The following is a 25,276-nucleotide window of genomic DNA, read 5'->3' on the forward strand; positions in this document are numbered from 1 at the left end:
TTGCAACATCGCAAGATCGTCGTGGTTCTGAAGGGTTATCCGCGGCTGTCCGAAACCTTCATCGCGCAGGAACTGCTCGGTCTTGAGCGTGCGGGGTTCGACCTGATACTTGTCGCGCTCAGGCGGCCCACCGACGAAAAACGCCACCCCGTGCATGACGAGATCAAAGCGCCCGTCCATTATCTGCCGGAATATCTGCATGAAGAGCCGCTGCGCGTGTTTCGCTCGCTGTTTGCCTATCTGCTGCGTCCGGGCTTCTGGCGCGCGCTCGGATCGCTGGCTGCCGATATGCCCCGCGACTTTACGCGCAATCGCGCGCGCCGCTTCGGGCAAGCGCTCGTGCTGGCGGCCGAATGGCCGGAAAACGCGGGCTGGCTGCATGCCCATTTCGCGCACACGCCTGCATCGGTGACGCGCTATGCCAGCCAGCTTCGTGGCCTGCCCTGGACCTGCTCGGCCCATGCCAAGGACATCTGGACTTCGGCGGACTGGGATCTGGCCGGCAAGCTTTCCTCGGCGCGCTGGACGGTCACTTGCACGAAAACCGGCTTCGACCGTCTGAAAAAACTCGCTAACGGCAACTCGTCTGTGCATCTGAGCTATCATGGGCTCGACCTTGATCGCTTTGGCAGTTTCGATGAGGCGCGAAAGCAGCATGACGGCTCGGCTCCGGACGAACCGGTTGTCGTTCTGAGTGTCGGGCGCGCCGTTGAAAAGAAAGGTTACGATACCTTGCTGGAGGCCCTTGCCCTGTTGCCCGGCGATTTGGCGTGGCGTTTCGAGCATATCGGCGGCGGCGAAGAACTGGAACGGTTCAAGGCGCTGGCGCAAAAGCTCGGTGTGGATGATCGCGTCTCTTGGAAAGGCGCGCTTGCGCAGGAGGAGGTGCTTGAGCACTACCGCCGCGCCGACATCTTCGCCCTGGCCTGCCGGATCACCGCAAATGGCGACCGCGACGGTCTGCCGAATGTTCTGGTGGAGGCGGCTAGCCAGCGGCTTGCCTGCGTGTCGACCGATATTTCCGGCGTGCCAGAGCTTTTATCGCCGGATGAAACCGGCTTGCTGGTTCCGACGGAAAACCCGATTGCCCTGGCACAGGCGCTGGAGCGCCTGATCCGTGATCCCGTGCTCCGCGGCCGTCTCGGCGACGCCGCAGAGCGGCGCGTGCGCGGCAATTTCGATCATATGGCAAGCATTGGACAGCTCAAGGAACTGTTCGAGCGGGAGTGGCGGGCTGCCGAATGAAGCGGCTGCGCGCTTTCTTCTATGTCCAGCACCTGCTCGGCATCGGCCATCTCGCGCGCGCCAGCCGCATTGCGGCGGCTCTGGTCGATGACGGGTTTGACGTAACCGTCGTGACCGGTGGAGCGCCGATCGCCGGGTTTCCGGGACTGGGGGTAAAATCTGTAACCCTGCCACCTGTCACCTCCGGTGATGAAGGATTTTCGGGACTTGTCGACCTGCAAGGCAACCCGATCGACGATGATTTCAAGAAATGGCGTTCAGAGATGCTGCTGCAGGCATTCCGGGATTGCAGGCCTGATATCGTCATTGTCGAGGCGTTTCCATTTGGACGCCGGCAGATGCGTTTCGAACTCTTGCCGCTGATCGAGGCCATCGACGCGACGTCGCCCAGACCGCTGCTGGCGACGTCCGTCCGCGATATCCTCCAAGAGCGCGTCAAGCCGGGCCGAAACGAGGAAACGGTCGATCTCATCAACAGGCATTTCGACCTTGTTATGGTCCACGGCGATCCGGCTTTCGCAACCATCGACAAGACATTTCCATTGGCTGGGGCGATCAGGGCCGAGATCACCTACACAGGGCTCGTTGCCGCGCCGCCATCGCCCGCGGCCTCCGAGCGCTTCGACGTTCTGGTGTCGGTTGGCGGCGGGGCTGCCGGAAGGAGCCTTGTCAGTTCCACCATCGCAGCGGCGCGGAATGCCAACAACGCTTGGAAATGGTGTTTGATCACCGGCCCGAACCTGCCGAAAGACGAGTTTGACGCGATCGCACGCGATGTCACTCCGGGCCTGTCCATCTTCCGGTTCCGCGAGGATTTCGCCAGCCTGCTGACCGGCGCCCGCCTGTCAGTATCGCAGGCGGGTTACAACACGGTCTGCGATGTACTGCGGGCGGGTTGTCGCTCCCTGCTCGTCCCATTTGCAGCCGGCGGGGAAACCGAACAGACGGTTCGCGCCCTGATGCTCGAAGAACTCGGTCTTGTAACGGTGCTGACGGAAAAGGACCTGACGCCTGAAGGTTTGGCGCAAGCTATCGAACAGGCGCTTGTGGGACGGACGCCATCCGCGCATCGTCTCGATCTGGAAGGCGCGCGTCGCTCGGCGCAAATCCTGCGCGAGCGGTATCGAACATGGTCCCTAAATGTGGGGCCCGGTTTCGGAAAAGTTCATGATCAAACAGACGATAGATCCTAACGCGCGTAGCGTCTGTGAGGTTCGTGCGACGCGCTTCAAGTCCTGTTTTATGCGCGCCGTTGTCCCAAAACCGCTACGCACTTTGGGCGAAATGCATTAAACAGTTCCAATCAGCATGAAGCGCGTATAATTTTTTGTCGGCAGTTCGCCGGAGAACCGCACCTCCCGTAGCGCCGCCATCTCCTCGAAGGCTGCAAGCGAAGCCACGCAGTTGATGTGCGTCGGCTCGCTGAAATAATCGTTCGATTGCAGCAGTACATTCATGCCCGGCGGAAGCAGAGCAAGCCAGGCGCGCAGATCGGCTATGTGTTCGCAGCTCGTATTGACCATCAGGTCGGGCCGCCCGGCCGCATAATCGAGTGCGTACATATCTGCCGTCAGCGCCCGGAACCGGTCGCCGGCTTCCCGGTTGAGGGTCCGGGCGACCGGCGCGACTTCAGGATCGATGTCGATGCTATCGATCGCCGCGATGTCGAAGCGGGCATCGTTGAAAAGCATTGCCGGCAATACGCCGTACCATCCACCCAGAACCCATATGCGCCCGAAGCGGCCGCCGCCGCTTTCGAACAGCCTGTCGAGCGCCCACATCTTGCAGGCGACCTGCTTGTGGTTGAAGGCGTTGGCAATATCGGCCTTCGGATGCTTGGCGACGACGCGCGCCAGCCCTGCCACGAGAGGGCAGTTGACATAAGCAGCAATTCCCCGTGTGAGGTCCAAGGCTTGCTCATGCCAGTCCATGGCATTGCGTGGTTGCGTGACATCCATCATAATTCGTCTTGTATGTTGGGATTCTGGGCGACACAACGCAATCTTGCCTCCCGCAAGACTGTTTGATTCCGCGGACGTGATCATGCTGCAAGCCGCTTGGCTATTGCCCGGTGCCGGAGAGAGCCTATTGCATCTGTCCGGATCATCGGCGTCCATCCGCCAGCACCAGCCGCGCAGCTGCGGCCTCGTGCTGCTCAGCTGTTCGCCAAAGCCCTACGAAAGCCGCGGACCGTTTGGCCAGCTCGTTGGCGATGAAGAAATTGCCGATACGCCATTCGCCAGCAGGTGCTTTTACATCCTGCACGCTTCCAACTGAAGGGTCCACAGTCGCATATGGAAGCCAGCCTAGCCCGCTATATCTGGACGCACACCAAGAAGCAGCAGCTCTGGATATTGATGATCGTCGTGCTTTCGATGATCCCATATTTCATGTCTTTCGACCTGCCGAAGCTGATCGTCAACGGACCGATCCAAGGTCGCGGCTTCGAGCAACCGGGCGCGACCCAGCCATTCATGAGGCTACACTATAACCTGCCGTTCATTGGAGAGGTCCAGTTCTTCTCCGGTTTTCAGCTCGACCGCGAGGAGACCCTGTTTGCCCTGAGCCTTGTGTTCCTCTTGCTAGTCGTCATCAACGGCCTGTTCAAATTCTACATCAACACCTACAAGGGCCGCCTCGGCGAACGCATGCTGCGGCGTATCCGCTTCGATCTGGTCGACCGTGTGCTGCGGTTTCCGCCGGTTTACTTCAAGCGGGTGAAATCCGCCGAAGTGGCGACCATGGTGAAGGACGAGGTGGAGCCGCTGGGCGGCTTCATCGGCGACGCCTTCCTGCAGCCGGTACTGCTCGGCGGCCAAGCGCTGACGGCCATGCTGTTCATCATGATCCAGAACGTCTGGCTAGGAATGATAGCGGTCGTGATCGTGGCGATCCAGATCGTGCTCATCCCGCGAATGCGGCGGCGGCTGATCGTGCTCGGGCGCCAACGGCAGTTGACGGCGCGCGCGCTTTCGGGCCGGGTTGGCGAAATCGTCGACGGCATCGGCACGGTTCACGTCCACGATACATCAAACTACGAGCGCGCCGACATAGCTGCCCGGCTCGGGCTCATCTTCAAGATCCGCTTCGATCTTTACCAATGGAAATTCATGGTGAAGTTCCTCAACAATTTTCTCGCGCAGCTCACGCCCTTTCTGTTCTACATGCTCGGCGGGTATCTGGTCCTCCAGGGGCGGCTGGACGTCGGCCAGCTCGTGGCCGTGATCGGCGCCTACAAGGACCTGCCCGGACCGATGAAGGAACTGATCGACTGGGATCAGGATCGGCAGGATGTCCAGGTCAAATATCAACAGGTCGTTGAACAGTTCACCGTCGAAGGTCTCATCGCGCCGAGTATCATGGCATTGACGATGGACGATCCCGATCCGATGACCAAGCCGCTGTCAGCGATCAATCTGTCCATAGCAGACGATGGCGGTGCGATGCTCCTCAACCGTATCTCCCTCCAGGTCAAGCCGGGTGAGACGGTGGCACTGGTCAGTACCGCAACAGGTGGAGCGGAGGCGCTTGCAGAAGCCTTCGCGCGGCTGATCTGGCCGGACAGCGGAAAGGTCGCTTCGGGCACGGACGACCTGCTTGAACTCCCGGAAGCAGTAACCGGCCGGCGCATATCGTACGCCTCGTCGGATGTTTTCCTGTTCCAGGCAAGCCTCCGCGACAACCTGCTCTACGGGTTGAAGCATGCGCCGCTGACATCGGTGCCTTATGACGGTGCTGCGGCAGATCAGCACCGCTGGAACATTCACGAGGCGCGCCGGTCGGGCAATCCGGATCTTGATATCCACGGCGACTGGATCAACTATGCTTCCGCTGGCGCTACCGGCCCGCACGACCTCTTTGAAGCAGTGCGCCGGGTGCTCGACGCGGTTGTTCTGTCGCGTGACATTCTGGATCTCGGATTGCGCTCTTCAGCTGACCTCACCCGTCACACGGAGCTTGCCAGGCGGATCGTCGAACTGCGTGCGGCGCTGCGGACCCGGCTGGAACAAGAGGGGCTGAGCGGACTGGTGGTTCCTTTCGAACCGGGCGCCTACAACAAGGAAGCAACGATCGGCCAAAACCTGCTCTTCGGCGCTGCCGCCGGCCCCGAACTGGCCGACAGGGCGCTGGCGGCCAATCCCTATTTTGCTTCCGTGCTGAGGCAAGCCGGCCTCGACCGCACGCTCTACGAAATGGGCTTGGAGATCGCCAAACAGGCGATCGAGTTGTTTGCCGACCTGCCGCCCGATCACCAGTTCTTCCAGCAGCTCGCCTTCATGAGCGCGGAGGAGATACCCGCCTACGAAACCTTGCTGCAACGGCTCAAGAACCGTCCCTACGAGGCGGTTTCGGAGAACGATCGCGCCATGATCGTCACCTTGAGCTTTGCCTACATCGAGCCCCGGCACCGCTTCGGCCTGCTGAGCGACGAGCTGATGAGCAAGATCGTCGCTGCACGCAACCGGTTCTATGAAGACCTGCCGCCCGAGTTGCACAATGCGATCGAACGGTATGATCCTGCCAAATACATTGCCGCGGCCACCGTCATGGATAATGTCCTGTTCGGGCGTGTGGGCAACAATCATCCCGACGCGCCCGACCGCATACGCTCCATCGTCTATGACATTCTTGACGAACTCGGGCTTTATGGCGAACTTCTGGATGTCGGCCTGGACTTCAACGTCGGCTCCGGCGGGAGGCGGCTGACCGGTGGACAGCGACAGAAGCTCGATGTTGCCCGGGCCTTGCTCAAGCGTCCCGATTTTCTCATTCTCAACCGGCCGCTGTCGGCGCTCGACCAGCGCATGCAGGATAAAGTGCTGCGAAATGTGCTCGAGGAAGCCAGGCGCGACGGCCATTCGCCGGCAATTGTGTGGGTCGTGACGAATCCGGCAATGGCGATGATGTTCGATCGCGTTGTCGTCTTCGACTCGGGTCAGTTGGCGGAAGACGGAACACACGAGACACTTTTGGCGGGGAACGGTATCTTCAAGGAACTGTTGTCATAGAGCAACGGACATTCAGATGGATCATTCTGGGGGGTGCACGACATCGGGCTCGCCACCTTTCGCGTGGTTTGTCTCGCCATGCCGGAAAGAGAATTAATTCCATGTGGGCGTCCTTTGCTCTAGTCTGGCAAACGCGAATTTTGGAAGGTTTGCGACAATGCTGCTCAAGGATGAAGTTGGAATGCTGCAACGCGTTCCCTTGTTCTCTGCCATCGAGCCGACAAAGCTCAAGCTGCTTGCGTTCACATCCGATCGTGTGAGCTACAGCGCCGGCCAGATCCTTTTCAGGCAGGGCGACGAGGGAGACGCCGCCTATGTCATCCTTTCAGGCAGAGCGGATATTCTTGTCGATTCCGATAGCGGACCGATAAAAGTTGCCGAACTGGAGCCAAATTCGATCGTTGGCGAGATCGCCATATTGTGCAACAGCTCCCGCACTGCCACCGTCAGAGCGGCAAGTCCGCTGGAAGCCTTGAGAATCCGCAAGGATCATTTCCTGAGGCTTATGAGGGAGTTTCCGGAAATGACCATCGAGATATTGCGGGTTCTTGCCGATCGCCTAAGCCATACGACCGCGGATCTGATCGACGCACGAAGCGCCAAATAAGGAAAGACGTGCGCCCGATCCTCGCCGTCGTGACGGCACTGTCCTCTCGCTGAGAAGATCACCCGGAGAAAGCCTGTCTCGCCTAGCAGCAGTTGTTTGGATATGATGGGCGAAGGGGTAGCATGGACGACAACGTTTTCCTGGTCAGGTTTTGGGGTGTCCGCGGCAGCATTTCGGTATCAGGGCCAGAATTCTCTCGCTATGGCGGCAACTCAATCTGCGTCGAAATGCGATGCGGTAAGCATACGCTTCTGTTCGACGCAGGCTCTGGCCTACGGCCTGCCGGCGCCGCACTTCAGGCGTTGGGCGTGACCGATTTCGACCTGCTTTTCACCCATTGCCATTACGATCACATCATCGGGTTGCCGTCTTTTGCGCCGATCTATGATCGGGGCGCCAAGGTTACGCTTTGGTCCGGGCATCTTGCAGGACACATGACGACCCGGCAGATGGTCGATGAGTTCATGCAGCCGCCGTGGTTTCCGGTGAAACTGGAAGCCTGCAAGGCAAGCCTCGACTATCGCGATTTCGTATCCGGAGACGTGCTTCGCCCGCGCGAAGGGGTGGTGGTCCGAACCGGCAGTCTTATCCATCCGGGCGGCTGCATAGGCTACCGGGTCGAATGGGGCGGCCGCGTCGTGGCGATGATCACAGACACTGAGCACGAGCCGGACAAACTCGAACAGGCGGTGCTCGGCCTGATCGAAGATGCCGACCTCGTCATTTACGATTGCACCTACACCGAGGAGGAAATGGAACGCCGCCGCGGTTACGGGCACTCGACATGGCAACAGGGTGTCAAGCTCTGCGAGGCGGCCGGTGCGCGGAGGCTTGCGCTGTTTCACCACGATCCGACACGGACCGACGAGGAACTGGACGAGATCGAGAAACTGGCCAAAGACAGGTTTACCGGCGCTTTTGCCGCGCGGGATGGCCAGGCGCTCAAGTTTCCAGTCTCATTGCGCAAAAAGCGCTGAGCTGTTTTCCTCTATCTCTTTGTTTTCACGCAATTCCGGACGGAAAACCGTTCACACCTTTCCTGGAATTGCTCTGCCGGCGCTGCGCCCGATCAATGTCCTGATCGGAAGCCATACGCAGGCTTCAGTCTGTGCGGTGACTGTGAACAGCCGTTCGAGGAAGAGCCAGGCCGATTCATCATGCACGAGATGGTGGGTGAGCAGGCCGACCGGTTCGCCTTCATCGAATGCATGCTGCAACTGCGCGATGATGGCCTGAACCAATAGGCCATGATCGCGGCAGCCGCGCGTGCCATGCCAATCCATGATGTCGACATTGCTGTTGATGACCGCAAGTGAAGCCGGTCTTGGCGGCCCATAGACCGACAATGCCGAAAATCCTATCGATCCAAGTTCGGATACCAAGCCGGCGTCGATCCTGTTCCAGGGTGGCACCAGCATCGGAACGGCACGTGCGCCGTGCAGGCCGGTTATGTGCGACAGCCCGCGAGCCAGATCATCGAGCACCGCCTCGCGTGGCCGATGCGCGCCGAGCTCCTGCTTCTTCTGGCCCTCCGGAGCATGATTTCGGTGCGCCCACCCGTGGATGGCGACCGTGGCATGCGGCGCCTCGTCAAGCCGAACGACAAGCTTCTCGTCAGTCAGGGCGGGAATGACGGCCAGAGTCACCGGAACCGCGAATTCACCGGTGAGGTCGAGCAACCGATCAAGCGCAGGCGTCGGATCCACGGCGTCATCGTCGCGCAGCCAGAACTCTGCCTTACGGTCCGCCCGTTGCCGGCTCGCCAGTTCCTCCATCAAGGGTTGCCAGATTTGATCGGATGTCATGAGACCGGGATCTTCGCAAGAAGTTCGGCCAGACGCGCCGCCGCAGCACCGAGAGAACGTTCTTCGAGGATGAAACGTCTGGCTTCTGCGGCCATGATGGATCTTTCGTCGTTATGGGCCAGAAGCCTTTCAATGGCAGAAGCGAACGCCGCCACATCGCCCGGCGGGGTGAGAAACCCGGCCTGGCCATCCCGCACGACCTCCGGCACGCCGGCGACGTCCTGAGCCACAACCGGAAGGCCGGCGGCCTGTGCTTCAAGATAGGCAACGCCATAGGCCTCGCCGAAACCCGGCCAGACGTAAATTCCCCCACTGTAGAGGACATCCGGCACTGCGGCTGGCTCAAGCGCGCCAAGCCATTCGATACGCTCGGCGGGCAAGCCGGCGAATTGCGCTTTGATCTCCTCGCGGGCAGGTCCGTCCCCGACGACCGACATGGTCCAGGGCAGATGACCGATCGAACCGAGCGCCTGCGCCAGCATGCGATAGCTTTCGACTTTGTCGCCCGGGCGCATCATGGCGACGGTAACAAGGCGCGTCGGACAACCCCGTGCCGGTGTTTCCCGGAATAGCGATGTGTCGATGAAGGGTGAAAGCATGCCGAAAGCGGCGTCGGGTATCGCATCTGCCAGTCCCTGACGATCCCTTTGCGTGAAGCAGATGTTCAGTGCCGCCTGTTCGACGGCTCGCGCCACCAACGCTTGCGTATCGGCCCACAAACCGGTGTTGCGCCGCCTCGAATAGGAGGCTTCCGCTGTCACATAGGGAACGCCAAAGGCCAACGCCAGTTCGGGCCCGATCAGGTCGGGCGCCTTGTAATAGGGATGATAGGTGAACCACAGATCGGGCTTGCCGTCACGATCCCAAAGCCCTGCCAGCCGCGCGGCTTCCTCCCGGGCCTCGATGTTGAGCGCATCGAAACTTTTCGAATCCGGTTCGCGTAGATAGAAGCGCAATTCGGATGCCAGTTCGACGCTGTGCCCTCCATGCTCCAGCGCCTTGACCAGCATCCGTGCCATCTGACGGTCGCCGGAGGCAACGGGATGATTGGGCGACTTCAACGGCGCGTAGAAGGCAATTCGCATCGCCGGACCCTATCATCGGAAAGCCTGCGCAAGTCAATTTCGAAGCACGATCGACTTCACCCTCAAGCACTGGAATGTGCTATCTGATGCTCATGGAAACAGCTGCCGCGTCCGACCCGTTTGTCGCTTCCCTACCGGTCTTCGCCAGGTTCGAAAGCGTTGCCGATATCGATAACTATCGGCCTCTCCCCGATGGCTGGGCGCTGGCCACCGCAGATATTGTCGGCTCTACCAAGGCGATCGAGGCGGGGCGCTATAAAACCGTCAATATGGCCGGTGCCAGCGTCATTTCGGCGCTGCTCAATGCGCTGGGTAGGCAAGATCTTCCCTTTGTCTTCGGCGGCGACGGCGCGCTCGTGGCGTTTCCCGGTTCGGCGCTGGAGATCACCCGCAACGCGCTGGCGGCTGTCCAGAGATGGGTGGCGGACGAACTGGATCTGACCTTGCGTGCGGCAATCGTGCCGATAAAGGATATAAGAGCGCAAGGCCTCGACGTTCGCGTGGCGAGGTTCCAAGCCTCCGATGCGGTCTTCTATGCCATGTTCGCCGGAGGTGGCGGCAGTTGGGCGGAAGACGAGATGAAGGCCGGGCGCTACCGCATCGATCCTGCGCCGGCCGGCGCACGGCCGGATCTGACCGGCCTCTCGTGCCGCTGGAACCCGATCGAAGCCCGGCATGGCGAAATCGTCTCGATCATAGCCATACCGGGGGCGTCGCGCGACTTGCGCGGTTTTCAGTTTCTGGTTTCCGACATTATCGCCCTAGCCGGCAGGCAGGAACGCGATGGCCACCCGGTGCCAGTGAACGGGCCGGACTACAGTTTGCTGCCCGCCGGCCTCGATATCGAGGCGCGGGCCATGGCGCCGGCAGGACGGCGGTGGCTGTCGAAGCTGTGGATAGTGTTCCTGATGACGCTTACGGCTGTTACGGATAGATATGGCTGGACGATCGGCAGATTCGATCCGAAGATCTACAAACGCGAAGTGGCCAGCAATTCGGATTTCCGGAAGTTCGACGATGGCTTGAAGATGACCATCGACGTTGACGCGGATGTGTTGCAACGGATCGAGAACCGGCTGAAACAGGCGGAAGAGGCGGGCATCTGCAACTATGGCCTGCACCGCCAGAAATCGGCCTTGATGACATGCCTCGTCGCATCGCCGCTGCAGCGCGATCACGTTCATTTCATCGATGGCGCCGCCGGCGGCTATGCAATGGCTGCCGCGAGCCTTAAGGCGAAGGTGCCGGTCTGACGGCTTGCGGACATCGATTTTCCGCAATATGCCTCGGGGCTCTTGTGAGCGGTGAGCCTCACCATGGAAGCGGACGGCCTGTCCGAATTGACGGGAAGCACATTTTTGGACGCCTCACGATCGACATATGACCGTCTTCTGACCCGGATTTCGACGCGTGCCGCGCAAGTCGGCGTGATCGGACTGGGCTATGTCGGGTTGCCGCTGGCGGTTGCGATCGCACGCGCCGGCTTCCCGGTTTCCGGCTTCGACATCGAAGCCCAAAAGGTCGAGAGCCTGAACAACGGCCAATCCTACATCGAGGCGGTGACGTCGACAGCCCTTGCCGGCCAGGTGGCGAGCGGACGGTTCCGCGCCACTGCGGATTTTGCCGAACTGGCCATTTGCGATGTCATCATCATCTGCGTTCCGACACCACTGACGAAACACCGCGAGCCGGATCTCTCCTTTGTCAGGAACACGGCAGGTACCATCGCGAAGCATCTGCGTCTCGGCCAGCTGATCGTGCTGGAATCGACCACCTATCCCGGCACCACCGACGACGTGATCAAGCCCATCCTGGAAAAAACCGGCTTGCAGTCGAGGAGAGATTTCTTCCTCGCCTTCTCGCCCGAACGCGAGGATCCCGGCAACCGCAGCTTTGAAGTCGCGACGATCCCCAAGGTCGTGGCAGGTGACGGCACTGAGGCGGCGATGCTCGTGCAGGCTTTCTACCATGGCGTGGTCAAGACCGTCGTTCCGGTTTCCACCACGGCGACCGCCGAGGCGGTCAAGCTGACGGAAAACATCTTCCGCTCGGTCAACATAGCCCTCGTCAACGAGTTGAAGGTCGTGCTCGGTGCGATGGGAATCGACATCTGGGAGGTGATCGAGGCGGCAAAGACCAAGCCGTTCGGCTACATGCCTTTCTATCCTGGCCCTGGACTTGGCGGGCACTGCGTTCCGATCGATCCTTTCTACCTGACGTGGAAGGCGCGCGAATACGAACTGCCGACCCGCTTCATCGAGCTGGCGGCAGAGATCAACACGGCCATGCCGCGTCATGTGGTCGATGAACTGGCGAAGGCGCTGGACCGGCGCTGCGGCAAGGCGCTCAGCCGCTCGCGCATTCTCATCATCGGGCTCGCCTATAAGAAGAATGTGCCCGACATCCGCGAAAGCCCCTCATTGCGGCTCATTGAACTCATCGAGGAATGGGGCGGCAAGGCGGAATTCCACGATCCGCATGTTACCGAAATCCCGACCACACGGGAGCATATGGCGATCAAGGGGCGTCGCTCGGTCGAATTGACCGAGGTGGCCCTGAAGGATTTCGACGCTGTCGTCGTTGCAACCGACCACGACGCGATCGACTATCAGGCGATCGCGGATCACGCTCTACTGATCGTCGACACACGCAATATTTTTGGCCGCCTCGGGCTGGCCCGAGAGACGGTGGTGAAGGCCTGACGGCGTCCGAGCCGGCGAATTTGTGGCGGATCAAGGAGATTTCGAGATAGCATGAGCACAGCGCAAGCAGAAATTTCTGCCATTCTCATGGATAAGGTTGCCGATTGGCTGACGCAATCGGCGTTGGCGGGCGACGACCTGGAAACATTGGTAAGGGGCTTTTGTGAACGGCTGGCTGCTGCCGGCCTGCCGCTGAAGCGGGTGCATTTGAGCTTTTCGATGCTTCATCCGCTTTATGACGCGCTCGGCTTCACCTGGCTCCGCGGCCAGGGCCTGGAAGTGGAAGGCTTCCGCAAGGAGAACGGCGTTCATTCCGACAGATTCCTGACCAGCCCATACTACCATCTGCTCAGCCACAAGCTCGACCATCTGCGGCGCCGGCTCGACCCGTCGGTGCCGTCGGAATTTCCTGTTTTCGATGACCTCAAGCTGATGGGCGTCACCGATTACATGGCTTTCGTCCATCCCTTCAGCGGCAACACTAGTCAGGGCATGATCGGGTCTTGGTCCACCGACAGTGCCGCAGGCTTCAGCGACAGCATGATTGCGGCGCTGCTGCGCATCCAGAACCATCTCGCTATCGCAACCAAGATGGCGGTGCTCACCAAGCTTGCCGACAACATGATGACCACTTATCTCGGCGGCGACGCCGGCAGGCGCGTGCTCGACGGCCAGATCAAGCGCGGCGAGGGTGATACAATCCGGGCGGCACTGGTCATGGGCGACATGCGCGGGTCGTCAAGACTTGCCGAAACCTCCGGCCGCGAAGTCTATATCGATACGCTGAACCAGTTTTTCGACGCCGCTGCTGCACCTTTCAATCGCAAGGGCGGGCAGATCATGAGTTTCATAGGGGATGGCTTCATTGCCGTTTACCCTTGCGCAAGGCACCGTTCACAGTCCGAGATCGCCTGCCAGGCCGCTCTTGCAGCAGCGCACAAGGCCACCGCGCGCATGATGGATCTCAATCTGCGCAGAAAGCAGCAGGGATTGAGCGACATAAACTATGGTATCGGCCTGCATGTCGGCAATGTGATGTTCGGCAATGTCGGGCTTACCGACCGGCTCACATTCTCCGTCTTCGGCTCGGCTGTAAACGAGGTCCAGCGCCTCCAGACCCTGACCAAGAAATATCCGCACGCCGTTCTCGCCAGCAAGGACTTCGCCAGCTATTGCGGCGCCAACAACTGGCTGGCGCTCGGCATGGAGGAACTGGCGGGCATCAGGCAGAAGCTAACGGTGCTTTCACCCGATTTGTCGGGTGCTCTCTCGCTCGACGAAGACGCTGCGCTGGAGCCGATTTACGACCGAATATCGGACGCCGAGCAGGTCATGCTGCTTCATCGCAATGCCGCGCGGCCGTCCGCGGGCGACCCGAGGAAGCTCCAGTAAACCGCCACGATCTGATCCGAACGCGTTTGGTATGCAGTCCGATCGCCGGTTCCGCCAGGGAACTGGCGACTGTTCGAATCCAAGTTGCTCTAGGCTGGCAATGCGCTAGTCTCGCCTTCTGAGCGGCCAGAGTGGGGGCTGGTGTGAGAATGAATTTGGGCGTTGATCTGCTGCGGATCGAGGATGTGGGCATCTCTTTTGCCATTATTGGGGGACCGTTGCATGCCGTCAGGCGTGCGAATCTTCGCGTCTTGCCCGGCAAGGTTACCGCGCTTGTGGGCGAGTCCGGTTCCGGAAAATCGGTTCTCAGCCAGGCTGTGATGGGCATTTTGCCGAACACAGCCCATGTTCGCGGCCGTATCCTGTTTTCCGATCCTGAAAAGCCCGGCACGACGCAGGATATCCTGCAGATGCCGCGTGACGGACCCGAAATCCGGGCGTTGAGAGGCAGCCGCATCGGCAAAATATTTCAGGAGCCGATGACATCACTGTCGCCGCTGCATACGATCGGCAATCAGGTCAGCGAATCCCTGCAGATTCATACGCCCACGGCTCGGGTGGAGCGCAAGGCGCGGACCGAGGAAATGCTCGGACTTGTCGGCTTTCCCAACCCCAAGCGCGCCTATGACATGTATCCCTTTGAACTTTCGGGAGGATTGCGTCAACGCGCCATGATCGCCATGGCGCTTATCTGCCGGCCCGCCCTGTTGATCGCCGACGAGCCGACAACGGCGTTGGACGTCACCATCCAGGCGCAAATCCTGCAATTGCTGCGCGAGCTTCAGACGAAGCTGAACATGGCGATGCTGCTGATCACGCACGATCTTGGCGTAGTCGCCAATGTCGCCGACGAGGTGGTGGTCATGTACCATGGCGAGATCATGGAAGCGGGACCTGTGGAGGCGATATTCCGCCGGCCGGGCCACCCTTACCTGAAGGGCCTGATGGCAGCCGTTCCGCATTTCGACCTGAAGCCCGGCGAAAGGCTAAAGGCGCTCCGCGAGGTGCCGGTGAATGTCGGGAACCTGCTCGGCAAGCAGACGGCGCCGGCATCGAAGGGGCCGGACGACCTCCTGCTGTCGGTCAGGGATATGACAAAGACCTTCACGATCCGCAAGTCCGGATGGTTCGGCGGAGGTCATCAAACCTCTGTTCGCGCCGTGGACGGCGTGAGCTTTGATATCAGGCGGGGCGAGTGCCTGGGTCTTGTCGGCGAAAGCGGCTCCGGCAAAACCACCGTCAGCAAGGTCCTCATGCGGGCTGTCACCCCTAGCGGCGGCTCTGTGATCTTCAACGGCCGCGATGGTCCGATCGACGTGTTGAAAGCCGAGGGAGACGCCCTGCGCATGCTGCGCGCGAAAATCCAGATGGTCTTCCAGGATCCGGTTTCGTCGCTTTCACCTCGCATGACGGTGGAAAACATTTTGAGCGAGCCGCTGGAAATCCATCAACGTGGCAATGCCGCGTCCCGACTCGCCACGGTCAAGAACCTGATGCAGGCAATCGGACTCGACCCGCGCTTCATAAAGCGTTATCCGCACAGTTTCTCCGGCGGACAGCGTCAGCGTATCGGCATCGCGCGCGCGTTGGCGCTGGGGCCTGAACTCCTGATCTGCGACGAGCCAGTTTCGGCACTCGATGTCTCTGTCCAGGCGCAGATCCTGAATCTTCTGAAGGACCTGCAGAAGGAACTGGGCCTGACCTACCTGTTCATATCCCACAACCTGGCGGTGGTGGACTACATGGCAGACCGCATCGCGGTGATGTGCGGCGGGCGTATCGTCGAGCTAGCGCCGCGCGAAATTCTGCTTAGGAAACCGGTCCACCCGTACACGCGCTCACTGGTCGCCGCAGTCCCTTTCCCCGATCTCGACAGGCCGATGGATTTCAAGACTCTGAAGCTCAGCGGCGCTTCCGACACCAGCGCGTGGGGACCGCAATTCCGCGACCAGGGCGACGAGGACATGCTGTCGCCGCTCGATCTTGGCGGCGGCCACCTCGTGCTGGCGCGACGTTCGGCCGATGTCAGCGAGCTACGCCATTGATCAGCCGGCGCACCGTCCTTGGACTCATGGCTTCGGCATTTCTGCCGGGCACGTTGCGCGCCGGCGATCTGGAGCCGGAATTTCTTCAGCCGCAGCTGAAGGCCAGGGCGCTGCCGGCACTGGCCGAACGCCTGCCCAAGCGCCCGCGCGCGTTGAATCTCGCTGCGATGGGCCGGCAGCCCGGCCAATATGGCGGCACGCTGCGCACGATCATCGGCAGCCAGAAAGATATCCGGATGATGACGATCTACGGGTACGCTCGCCTGGTCGGCTATGACGAAAAGCTTAACCTGCAAGCCGACATTCTCGAAAGTTTCGATGTAGCGGATGACCGTGTCTTCACTTTCAAGATACGAGAAGGGCATAAATGGTCTGACGGTAGCCTGCTGACGTCGGAGGATTTTCGCTATTGCTGGGAAGATGTCTGGCTGAACGATGAGCTTTCGCAAGGCGGGCTCGCCCCGGCCCTGCTGGCGGACGGCAAGCCGCCACGCTTCGAGATCGTCGATCCGTTGACGGTCCGCTACAGTTGGGATGCGCCCAATCCCGACTTCCTGCCCAAGCTCGCCGCTGCTTCGCCCCTATCGCTTGTTCTGCCGGCCGCCTATCTCAAGCAGTTCCACAAGAAATACCAGGATCCATTCCGGCTCGCCGGCCTAATGAAGGAGAACCGGGCCAAGAAATGGACGCTCTTGCATATCCGCATGTCGCGGCAATATCGCCCGGAGAACCCGGAACTGCCGACGCTCGATCCCTGGCAGAACCGGACCAAGCCGCCGGCTGAGCAGTTCGTCTTCGAGCGGAACCCGTTCTTTCATCGAATAGACGAGAATGGCCGGCAACTGCCCTATGTCGACCGGATAGTCATGAACGTCAGCTCGTCGGCGATCATTTCCGCCAAGACCGGTGCGGGCGAGAGCGACCTGCAAGGCATGGGAATTGACTTCACCGATTACGCCTTCCTGAAGGATGCGGAGAAGCGCTACCCGGTGAAGATGCATCTCTGGAAACGCACACAAGGTTCGCGGCTGGCGCTGCTGCCCAATCTGAATTGTGCCGACCAAGTGTGGCGCGGCCTTTTTCGTGACGTGCGCGTGCGCCGCGCACTTTCGCTCGCTGTGGACAGGCGCGAGATCAATTTGGCCGTGTTCTACGGATTGGCGCAGGAAAGTGCCGATACGGTCCTGCAGGAGAGCCCGCTCTACCGGCCGGAATTCGCGAAAGCCTGGGTCGCCCATGATCCCGACCAGGCCAATGCCCTGCTCGACGAGGTCGGGCTTCAGGCGCGTGACGATGACGGCCTGCGGATACTTCCCGACGGACGCCCGGCGCAGCTCGTGGTGGAAACGGCCGGCGAAAGCACGCTGGAAACCGACGCGCTCGAGCTCATCACTGATCACTGGCGCAAGATCGGCATCGCTCTGTTCATCCGGACTTCGCAGCGCGACATCTTCCGCAGCCGCGCGCTTGGTGGCCAGATCATGATGTCGATGTGGTCGGGCATCGACAATGGCGTGCCGACCGCCGACATGAACCCCTACCAACTGGCCCCCACCGTCGACGACCAGCTGCAATGGCCGCTCTGGGGTGCTCACTACTTGTCCCGTGGCAAGGTCGGCGAAGCGCCGGATCTTCCGCCCGTGGTCGAGTTGATGGATTTACTCAAGCGCTGGAACGCATCGACCGAAGCCACGGAGCGCGCCGAGATCTGGAATTCAATGCTGTCGATCTATACCGATCAGGTGTTTTCGATCGGCACGGTGAACGGAACGCATCAGCCGGTTCTGGCATCCTCGCGGCTGCGCAATCTGCCCGACAAGGCGCTTTACGGCTACGACCCGACCGCCTATTTCGGTGTCTATATGCCGGATACATTCTGGCTTGGAGAGTCCTGAGCGTGCTTCGATATTTGGTCTGGCGCATCGCCGTGATGGTTCCAACGCTGCTGGTCATATCGGCACTGGTGTTCACGATCATCGAACTTCCCCCAGGCGACTATTTCGACAGCTATGTTGCCGAGCTTCGGGCTCAGGGCGAAGCGGTGGATTCCGATCGCATCGAGATGATGCGCAAGGAATATGGTTTCGACAAGCCACCGGTCATTCGCTACTTCTACTGGGTCGGCGGGATGCTGCACGGCGATTTCGGCTATTCCTTCGAATATGAGCTGCCGGTTCGCGACGTCGTCGGGGACCGAATGTGGCTGACGGTGCTGGTTTCCTTCGTCACGATCATCTTTACCTGGCTCATCGCCTTTCCGATCGGCATGTACTCCGCCACGCATCAATACAGCTGGGGCGACTACGGCCTGACTTTCTTCGGCCTTCTCGGCCTTGCGATTCCGAACTTCATGCTGGCGCTGATCCTGATGTATTTCGCCAACATCTGGTTCGGCACGTCTATCGGCCATCTCATGGACCAGCAATATCTCGGCGAGCCGATGAGCTGGGCCAAGGCGAAGTCGATCCTCGCCCATCTCTGGATTCCGGTCTTGATCATCGGCACCGGGGGCACGGCAAGCATGATCCGGCGGCTGCGAGCCAATCTGCTCGATGAGCTACATAAGCAATATGTCGTGACCGCGCGCGCCAAAGGCCTTCATCCCTTCAGGGCGCTGGTCAAATATCCGCTGCGCATGGCGCTCAATTTCTTCATTTCAGATATCGGCTCTATCCTGCCGGCCATCATCTCCGGCGCCGAAATCACGGCAATCGTGCTGTCTTTGGAGACGACCGGGCCGATGCTGATCAAGGCGCTGCAAAGCCAGGACATGTATCTCGCAGGGTCGTTCCTGATGTTCCTCGCCTTCCTGACGGTCATCGGCGTCCTGATTTCCGACCTGGCGCTGGCGCTACTTGATCCGCGAATTCGTTTGCAAGGCGGCAGCACCAAATGAACACGCAATCGCCGCTGCCCGCTCCGGGTGCCCCACTGCAACACTACGTTTCCATCGAGCCCTTTGACCTGCAGTCGGTCGAGGCGATGACGCCGGAGCAGGAGAAGGTCTTTCAGGCGTCGCAGCTGCGGCTGATGTGGTGGAAATTCCGCCGGCACCGGCTTGCCCTTGTATCCGGCATATTCCTGGCAACGCTTTATTTCGGGATACTGATCTGCGAGTTCCTGGCGCCCTACGATCTGCACACGCGCAACATGGACTACATCTATTCGCCGCCGCAGCGGGTGCACCTGTTCCACAACGGCCAGTTCGTCGGGCCGTTCGTCTATGGCCGCCAGATGACGCTGGATATGGACACGCTCAAGCGAAACTACATCGAGCAACAGGATGATGTTCAGCGGATCCGTTTCTTCTGCAAGGGCGACAAGTACCGGTTCTGGGGCCTGATCGAAGGTGACAGGCATTTTGTCTGCCCCGCCGAAAACGGCCAGCTCTTTCTGGCCGGCACTGACAGGCTGGGGCGCGATGTGCTGTCGCGCATCATCTATGGCGCACGCATTTCACTGACAATAGGCCTCGTCGGCATCAGTTTCAGCTTCCTGCTCGGCATTGTCATCGGCGGACTGGCCGGCTATCACGGCGGTATCTTCGATCTGATCGTTCAACGGATAATCGAAGTTCTGCAATCGATCCCCAGCATTCCGCTATGGCTGGCTCTGGCGGCGATCATGCCGATAACCTGGAGTCCGATCCTGATCTATTTCGGCATTACCGTCATCCTCGGGCTGCTCGACTGGACCGGACTGGCGCGGGCCGTGCGTTCGAAGCTTCTAGCCTTGCGCGAGGAGGATTACGTTCTGGCCGCGCAATTGATGGGCGCCAGAAGCAGCCGCATTATACGGCGGCATCTCATCCCCGGCTTCATGTCGCATCTGATCGCGACGGCAACGATCTCCATACCCGGCATGATCCTGGGCGAGACAGCGCTGAGCTTCCTCGGGCTCGGCCTGAGGGCGCCGATAACCAGCTGGGGCATCCTGCTCACCGAGGCGCGCAGCGTCAGCGTGATCGCGTTCTATCCATGGCTGCTTTTGCCGATGCTCCCCGTCGTTCTCGTCATCTTGGCGTTCAACTTCCTCGGCGATGGGTTGCGGGACGCCGCGGACCCCTACAAGTGACATCACCATTCCGCCGCGCGCCGCGCCGCCGACTCCACCCGGTATGATCCTTGTCGGCAGCCTGTTCCCTTGTTGCAGTGTTCATCGTTCGCCTCTACACGCGGCAAGACTCGATCGGGGTTTAACACGTCGCCTCTGGTTTCAGCCGCGAAACGCTCTGGTCGGGGGCAGTTGATTTCGTGGACTTGTTCAGGAGATACAATCGCGCATGAGTCGCCTCGACAGTTTCATCCGGAGGATGACCGCACAGCGCGACATACTCGATCATGTCTGCGCCGAGGTGGCGAAGATAGAGGGCCCCGTGCTCGAGCTCGGCCTCGGTAATGGCCGGACGTTCCACCATCTGCGCGAGCGCCTGCCCGGACGCCGGATCATAGCGTTCGACCGTGCACTTGCCGCACACGCCAGCTCAATTCCCGAAGCTGAAAACCTCGTGCTCGGCGAAATACGCGAGACGGCGAGCAGGTTCATTGGCATCGACGCCGCCCTTGTTCATGCCGACATCGGCACCGGCTATGAAGATCGCGATGCAGTGATCTCTACCTGGCTTCCCGATCTGACCGCGCGCCTACTTCGCGTCGGCGGCATCGCGGTCAGCGGCACGCCGCTCGATCACCCGCAGTTGCAACGCCTCCCGCCGCCACCTTCGGTTCCCGCCGATCGTTATTTTATCTATAGGCGTGCGTGAGGGGCCGGGACGAGCCAAATCTTCAGGGCCAAGCCTTCAGGGGCCGAACCTTCAGGGGATCGTGTATACTGCTATCTCCCGGTCAATGCCGCGCAGCGAGACCTCGTGGGGCACGGGCGTCAGCGCATTCCTGTGCAAGAGATCAGCGGTGAGATTGTCGTCGACCACCGCTCGAGTGGCGAAGATCGCCTGTGCGTTGGCAAGGTTCTGGACCCGCGAAGCAATGTTGACCGTCTGGCCGAAATAGTCCTGTCGCTCATTCATAGACACGGCGATGCAGGGGCCGGCATGGACTCCGATCTTGAGCAGCAGATCCTCGCGCCCGCTCTTGTCGTTGAGCGTACGCATGGCATCGCGCATCCTGAGGGCTGCAGCGATCGCACGATCGGGCGTCGCGAAGGTCGCCATCACCGCATCACCGATCGTCTTCACCACCGCGCCTGCCTCCGCCGTGACGATCTCGTGCAGAACCTGGAAATGCTCGCGTACGAGATCGAAGGCTGAAAGGTCGCCCACCCGCTCGTAAAGCTCGGTCGATCCGCGCAGGTCGGTGAACAGGAACGTCAGGCTGGTGATCTTCAGGCGCTGGTTGATGTCGAGTGTATCCGTGCGATAGAGATCGCGGAACGTCTGGTTGGTGAGCAGGCGCTTGGCGGTCAGGAAGGGCCGGCGTTTTCCCAGGAAATCATGCAATGCCTGGCTGGCGATGAAGACCGTCGGCAGCACGCGGGTGCCGGTCCGGTTTTCCAGCGAAATGCGCAACGGGCCGGGTTGCATCTCCAGCGTCTGGTTCTGGACATGGTCGCGGTCGAAAACCAAAGAGAGGCTCCGGCGCTCCTTTGTTGGTTCACCCTTCCCGTCAATGAACTGCGCCGAGTGGGTGACCGGCTCGAAGACGATGATGAATTCGGACGGAAGCTGTATGGGCAGAACCGCCTTTTCACCGGGCGCAAGCTCGATATCCTCCAGCGAGAACGTTTCCATCTTTTCCGCGAAATGCTCTTCCGGCAGATCGACGCCGGACGCCCAGTAGATCTGGCGGAAATATTCCGCCACCGGCAGTTCGTGTGGATTGTGGGCGGCAATCCTGCGCACGCGAGGACTGACGGTGAATGTCACCTCGACCATCTCGTCGAGGGTCGGTGAATAGCCCTCGGAGCACAGCGCGCAGGTGTATTCGTCCTTTTGCAGGGTTTTCAGCGTGGCGTTGGTGTCGAGCACGCCGCCACAGCCGGGGCACAGAACATTCCAGGAAATGTCGAAGATGCCCACCCGCGCGGCATGGAGAAAGGCGCCTATTGCGCGCTCCTCGTCGAGGCCATGCTTGCTGGCGAAGGCTGGCGCATTGATGCGGCAAAGTTCGCGGTCCTCGCCCTCCGCGATGGTTCGCTTTATCGCGTCGATCGCCTGTGGATCGACATCGGCCGATTGTCGCAGAAGAGAGAACAGATCCTGAGCTTCGTTCATTGGCAGGCTCCGGAAAATGCACCCCGTGGCGTTTTGACCGGACCGGTCTTTGGTCCGAATGCTCCATCTTACTTCGAAACGAACCGTACGGCCATTCGAATGGATAAGCCTGGTGACCGTTCACTTAGACCGATTTTAACCGGCCGCAAGCAGCATTATGATGGTCCATGGAGCCTTATCTTTGGGATTTTCTCCCATGCCGACATCCGACAATCCGCCATTTCCCGCGACCCTGCGCCTTTTCTCTGCGGTCGTCATCATCGTCCTGATCGTAGGCGCCGGCCTGTTTTTCGTGCCTGTTCTGGTCAAACCGGGCTGGCCTTGGGCCGTCACGCCGTTCAATGCGCGCTTTCTCGGCAGCTTCTACACCGCCGAAATGATCGTGATGGCGGCGCTGCTGGTCTGGAATCGCTGGTCGCCCGGCAGGCTCGTGCTCGTCATGGCCTTCATCTTCACCGTCATCGTGTCGGTGGCTTCGTTCATCAATCTCGGCTATTTCAACTTCGAGCGCAAAGCGCCCTGGCTGTGGTTTTTGGTCTATCTTGCTTCGGTCGCGGTATCGGGCTGTTCCTGTGGCGGGCCAGAGCCCGTCCTTCTGCGAAAGGCGTGACCTTAAATCCCGCATGGCGCGGCTACATGCCGGTGGAATCCGCGATCGTTGGGCTCTATGGCGTCGGCCTGTTGCTGTTTCCCCTGACATTCCGTGGCATCTGGCCATGGCCGATCGATGCCTTCCACGCTCAGGTCTACAGCGCAATCTTCCTCGCCGGTGCGGGCGGTATATATCTCGTCTGGAGAAGCGCGCCGCGCGAGGAACTGCTGGTGCTCGGGTTGGCACAGTTTCTGGTTGGCCTGCTTGCCATCCTCGGCGTCGTCATGACCGACGCTGCGGTGCACCGGATCGACTGGACGGCGATCGGGACATTGTGCTGGCTCACGCTTTTCGGCTGGATCGGCATCAGCGGCGTCTTCAAACTCTACGCCGCCTCCCGGTATTTCAGCTCGCAATCGGCATCATAGGTTGAGAGACGGCTGGATTTTCAGGTGGCGTCCGGTGCATCGTACCGGGCCGATTGCCTTCGCCGGGAACTCCATGACCAGCACGACGTCGCCACCCTCCGAGAAAAGCCAGCCGCTGCTCCGGTCCGTCCGGCCAAGCGATGCAGAGGCGCTTTGCGCTATTTTCAACATGCCGGGCTTCCGCCAGGGCACGCTCAGGATGCCTTTTGAGATGGTGGAGCAGGTGGCGCGGCGCATCGCCAAGTCCGGCCCGGAAACCACCTGGATCGTTGCCGAGCTGGACGGCAAGGTCGTCGGCCACGGCAGCCTGGTCGTGCAGGGTTCACCCCGCCGTTCGCACATCGGCGAGATCAATATCGGCCTTGACGATGCCTTTGTCGGCAAAGGTATCGGCTCTGCCATACTTGGCGCGCTGCTTGACGTGGCCGACAACTGGCGCGCCCTGAAGCGAGTCGAATTGACCGTCTATGCCGACAACGAACCGGCCCTCCGTCTCTACAAGAGCCACGGCTTTGAGATCGAAGGCCGGCATGTGAAGGCCGGCTTTACCGACGGGCAGTACCACGATCTCCTGAGCATGGCCCGGCTGCGGTTCTAAGATCCGCCGTTTGCCTTAGCTGTTTAGCCAATCTGACAATTCGTGCCGAGTCAGCGAACAGGGCTGCATCCACCAAGTCTGCTCTCGCTTGGCGTTTACACCGCAAGCGGTTAGACGGGACCAATGACCGCCGTCTTTGATCCAACCCCTACCCCTCCGCTGGAAATTCTGGCTGTGCTGTCGCTGCTCTGCCCGGAGGTCGTGCGCGACATCGAGCAGAACTGGAATGCACCGGTTTCCGATTACGCCCACCATCTGTGGCGGCCGGTGGCAAGGCCTGCATCGGGCCCGGCGATCGCTGCCCGCTCGATCCTGCGCGAAGTCCTGCATCAGCGCCTCGGTAAAATCATGCAGCCTGAGGAGATCGGCAAAGCCCTCGACGAGTTCGAGCACAGACCGGTGATTCAGTCCGGCCTGCACTGCCTGCTTCTGATGGACCGGATCACCTTCGATGCCCTCCTGCTTGCCTGGCTCGGCGCGGTCGAAAACGGGCTGTCGGCCTTCGTCGGCTTCATGGGAACGACGATGACCATGGAGACAGTTGGCCGGGAGGGGCCGGGATGGCTCGATGTCGGCGACGACAAGGTCAACCTGTTCGGCATGGGGCGCCACAAACTGTGCCGCAAAAGCGCCTGCGTGGCCGGTCCCGTCTCCCTCAACAAGCGCGCGCTCGAAGCGGTGGGCGATGAAACGGATGCCAGCCGCTGGCTGGGCACACTGCTTGCCAGCCAGGACAAGGTGTTTGAAACCGCCGCCGATGCGCTGACTGCCCTGAACAAGGACCTGGTCGCCAATTGGGATCGTGCCGGCATGGCCCTGCCGGTTTTCATCGATGATCGGACCGCCGCGGCTGCCATGGCGCGGCATCTGGAATATGACGGCAGCCTTCTTTCCAGACTGCTCATTGAACCCGCAAGACGCCGGCGTCTCGAACGTGCCTGGCAAGATGCCGCATCGAGCCCATTTGGCAGATTCCTGCCCAATGCCACGGACTATTTCTGGGGCATCCGCGAGGAGCGCGTGCGCAAGCTCGTTCTCGAGAACGGGCACCTGATCGAGCCCGACAGGCCGCAAGGTCTTTCCATCCCGTTCGAGCGGCCCTATCTCAGGCAGGCGCTGCTGGACGGCGTGCTGCTGCCGAACTTGTTCCTGACATTCCTCGTCCTTGCCATATTGCCGCGCGCGCGGGTCGTGGGGGGCCTGAGACAGATTGGCTATGTAGCGCTTTTCCACTCGATCCTTCTGGCCGCGCTAGACGAAAACGCGCCGGAAGAGCGCGATCTGGCTGCGGAGCTGCAGGTTCGGGAAAATGCCTGGGGCATGCGGGTCATCGATGAAAAGATCTCAGTCCGCGAGCAGCTTGCCGGCCTGCCGGAAGGAGCGCTCTTCCCGGACCTGCTCCGGCAATACCGATTGCGGACATTTGCCGAGACGACCGACGGCCTAAAACTGGTTCGCGAAAACGCCAGATGGCGCAAGATCGGCCAGGCAGAGATCAAGCCGACCTGAGCCTAAGTCACAACCGCAAGCTGACAGCGA

The 25,276-nt window shown here is 60.5% G+C and carries 22 protein-coding genes; 18 read left to right on the forward strand and 4 right to left on the reverse strand.

The genetic code is table 11. From position 1 onward, the window contains the following. Positions 1 to 1,245 (forward strand): glycosyltransferase, encoded by a 1,245-nt coding sequence (locus NMG46_RS17370; protein WP_254818864.1) that lies wholly within the window; start codon positions 1 to 3, stop codon positions 1,243 to 1,245. Further along, the gene (locus tag NMG46_RS17375) at positions 1,242 to 2,438 is read left to right on the forward strand and encodes a glycosyltransferase family protein (RefSeq protein ID WP_254818865.1); all 1,197 of its coding nucleotides are present in this window, start codon (positions 1,242 to 1,244) and stop codon (positions 2,436 to 2,438) included. Before NMG46_RS17370 ends, NMG46_RS17375 begins: the two co-directional genes overlap by 4 nt. A 96-nt stretch (positions 2,439 to 2,534) precedes the next feature. Here the strand turns inward: NMG46_RS17375 and NMG46_RS17380 are convergent, their stop codons facing one another. Next, positions 2,535 to 3,203 carry a class I SAM-dependent methyltransferase gene (locus tag NMG46_RS17380; protein WP_254818911.1) on the reverse strand — a complete coding sequence of 223 codons (669 nt, stop codon included), beginning with the start codon at positions 3,201 to 3,203 and terminating at the stop codon, positions 2,535 to 2,537. Between the two features lie 79 nt (positions 3,204 to 3,282). Between NMG46_RS17380 and NMG46_RS17385 the strand changes: the two genes are divergently transcribed. The 4 genes from NMG46_RS17385 to NMG46_RS17400 all read left to right on the forward strand — a co-directional run bounded on the left by NMG46_RS17385 (position 3,283) and on the right by NMG46_RS17400 (position 7,838). Beyond that, positions 3,283 to 3,522, forward strand: coding sequence for a hypothetical protein (locus NMG46_RS17385; RefSeq protein WP_254818866.1), 240 nt, complete (start codon positions 3,283 to 3,285; stop codon positions 3,520 to 3,522). Between the two features lie 17 nt (positions 3,523 to 3,539). Further along, the gene (locus tag NMG46_RS17390) at positions 3,540 to 6,254 is read left to right on the forward strand and encodes an ABC transporter ATP-binding protein (RefSeq protein WP_254818867.1); all 2,715 of its coding nucleotides are present in this window, start codon (positions 3,540 to 3,542) and stop codon (positions 6,252 to 6,254) included. Between the two features lie 157 nt (positions 6,255 to 6,411). Beyond that, positions 6,412 to 6,861, forward strand: coding sequence for a cyclic nucleotide-binding domain-containing protein (locus tag NMG46_RS17395; RefSeq protein WP_023675957.1), 450 nt, complete (start codon positions 6,412 to 6,414; stop codon positions 6,859 to 6,861). A 122-nt stretch (positions 6,862 to 6,983) separates the two neighbouring features. Beyond that, positions 6,984 to 7,838, forward strand: a complete 855-nt coding sequence (locus NMG46_RS17400; protein WP_254818868.1) for an MBL fold metallo-hydrolase — start codon at positions 6,984 to 6,986, stop codon at positions 7,836 to 7,838. A 51-nt stretch (positions 7,839 to 7,889) separates the two neighbouring features. Here NMG46_RS17400 and NMG46_RS17405 read toward each other — a convergent pair whose 3' ends face one another. Together NMG46_RS17405 and NMG46_RS17410 are read right to left on the reverse strand one after the other, a co-directional pair. Then, on the reverse strand, positions 7,890 to 8,666 hold the full coding sequence (locus NMG46_RS17405) for a polysaccharide deacetylase family protein (protein ID WP_254818869.1): 777 nt from the start codon (positions 8,664 to 8,666) through the stop codon (positions 7,890 to 7,892). Then, a complete protein-coding gene (locus tag NMG46_RS17410; RefSeq protein ID WP_254818870.1) occupies positions 8,663 to 9,751 on the reverse strand; it encodes a glycosyltransferase family 4 protein in 1,089 nt (362 codons plus the stop codon). Before NMG46_RS17410 ends, NMG46_RS17405 begins: the two co-directional genes overlap by 4 nt. Before the next feature lie 92 nt (positions 9,752 to 9,843). Here NMG46_RS17410 and NMG46_RS17415 point away from each other — a divergent pair, with 92 nt between their 5' ends. From NMG46_RS17415 to NMG46_RS17450, 8 genes are all read left to right on the forward strand, one after another. Then, positions 9,844 to 11,004: a DUF3095 domain-containing protein gene (locus tag NMG46_RS17415; protein WP_254818912.1), complete on the forward strand. Its 1,161-nt coding sequence runs from the start codon at positions 9,844 to 9,846 to the stop codon at positions 11,002 to 11,004. A gap of 63 nt (positions 11,005 to 11,067) precedes the next feature. After that, entirely contained in the window at positions 11,068 to 12,453 is a 1,386-nt protein-coding gene (locus tag NMG46_RS17420; RefSeq protein WP_368389306.1) for a nucleotide sugar dehydrogenase, read from the forward strand. A 51-nt stretch (positions 12,454 to 12,504) separates the two neighbouring features. Beyond that, positions 12,505 to 13,845, forward strand: coding sequence for an adenylate/guanylate cyclase domain-containing protein (locus NMG46_RS17425; protein WP_254818872.1), 1,341 nt, complete (start codon positions 12,505 to 12,507; stop codon positions 13,843 to 13,845). 149 nt (positions 13,846 to 13,994) lie between these two features. Continuing rightward, positions 13,995 to 15,890 carry an ABC transporter ATP-binding protein gene (locus NMG46_RS17430; RefSeq protein WP_254818873.1) on the forward strand — a complete coding sequence of 632 codons (1,896 nt, stop codon included), beginning with the start codon at positions 13,995 to 13,997 and terminating at the stop codon, positions 15,888 to 15,890. Continuing rightward, on the forward strand, positions 15,887 to 17,785 hold the full coding sequence (locus NMG46_RS17435) for an ABC transporter substrate-binding protein (RefSeq protein WP_254818874.1): 1,899 nt from the start codon (positions 15,887 to 15,889) through the stop codon (positions 17,783 to 17,785). The genes NMG46_RS17430 and NMG46_RS17435 overlap by 4 nt, the downstream gene beginning before the upstream one ends. Positions 17,786 to 17,787: 2 nt before the next feature. Next, positions 17,788 to 18,786 carry an ABC transporter permease gene (locus tag NMG46_RS17440; protein ID WP_254818875.1) on the forward strand — a complete coding sequence of 333 codons (999 nt, stop codon included), beginning with the start codon at positions 17,788 to 17,790 and terminating at the stop codon, positions 18,784 to 18,786. Further along, positions 18,783 to 19,964 carry an ABC transporter permease gene (locus NMG46_RS17445; RefSeq protein ID WP_254818876.1) on the forward strand — a complete coding sequence of 394 codons (1,182 nt, stop codon included), beginning with the start codon at positions 18,783 to 18,785 and terminating at the stop codon, positions 19,962 to 19,964. The genes NMG46_RS17440 and NMG46_RS17445 overlap by 4 nt, the downstream gene beginning before the upstream one ends. Positions 19,965 to 20,172: 208 nt before the next feature. Next, positions 20,173 to 20,652, forward strand: a complete 480-nt coding sequence (locus NMG46_RS17450; RefSeq protein WP_254818877.1) for a class I SAM-dependent methyltransferase — start codon at positions 20,173 to 20,175, stop codon at positions 20,650 to 20,652. A 51-nt stretch (positions 20,653 to 20,703) separates the two neighbouring features. Here NMG46_RS17450 and NMG46_RS17455 read toward each other — a convergent pair whose 3' ends face one another. Beyond that, positions 20,704 to 22,119, reverse strand: coding sequence for an adenylate/guanylate cyclase domain-containing protein (locus tag NMG46_RS17455; RefSeq protein WP_254818878.1), 1,416 nt, complete (start codon positions 22,117 to 22,119; stop codon positions 20,704 to 20,706). A 196-nt stretch (positions 22,120 to 22,315) separates the two neighbouring features. Here NMG46_RS17455 and NMG46_RS17460 point away from each other — a divergent pair, with 196 nt between their 5' ends. From NMG46_RS17460 to NMG46_RS17475, 4 genes are all read left to right on the forward strand, one after another. Continuing rightward, positions 22,316 to 22,729: a hypothetical protein gene (locus NMG46_RS17460; protein ID WP_254818879.1), complete on the forward strand. Its 414-nt coding sequence runs from the start codon at positions 22,316 to 22,318 to the stop codon at positions 22,727 to 22,729. 26 nt (positions 22,730 to 22,755) lie between these two features. Then, on the forward strand, positions 22,756 to 23,139 hold the full coding sequence (locus tag NMG46_RS17465; protein ID WP_254818880.1) for a hypothetical protein: 384 nt from the start codon (positions 22,756 to 22,758) through the stop codon (positions 23,137 to 23,139). 73 nt (positions 23,140 to 23,212) lie between these two features. Next, positions 23,213 to 23,737: a GNAT family N-acetyltransferase gene (locus NMG46_RS17470; protein ID WP_302895874.1), complete on the forward strand. Its 525-nt coding sequence runs from the start codon at positions 23,213 to 23,215 to the stop codon at positions 23,735 to 23,737. Between the two features lie 123 nt (positions 23,738 to 23,860). Then, a complete protein-coding gene (locus tag NMG46_RS17475) occupies positions 23,861 to 25,246 on the forward strand; it encodes a hypothetical protein (protein WP_254818882.1) in 1,386 nt (461 codons plus the stop codon). The last annotated feature ends 30 nt before the right edge of the window (positions 25,247 to 25,276 follow it).

This window comes from Mesorhizobium sp. LMG 17147 (assembly GCF_024297145.1).
Taxonomy (GTDB): domain Bacteria; phylum Pseudomonadota; class Alphaproteobacteria; order Rhizobiales; family Rhizobiaceae; genus Mesorhizobium.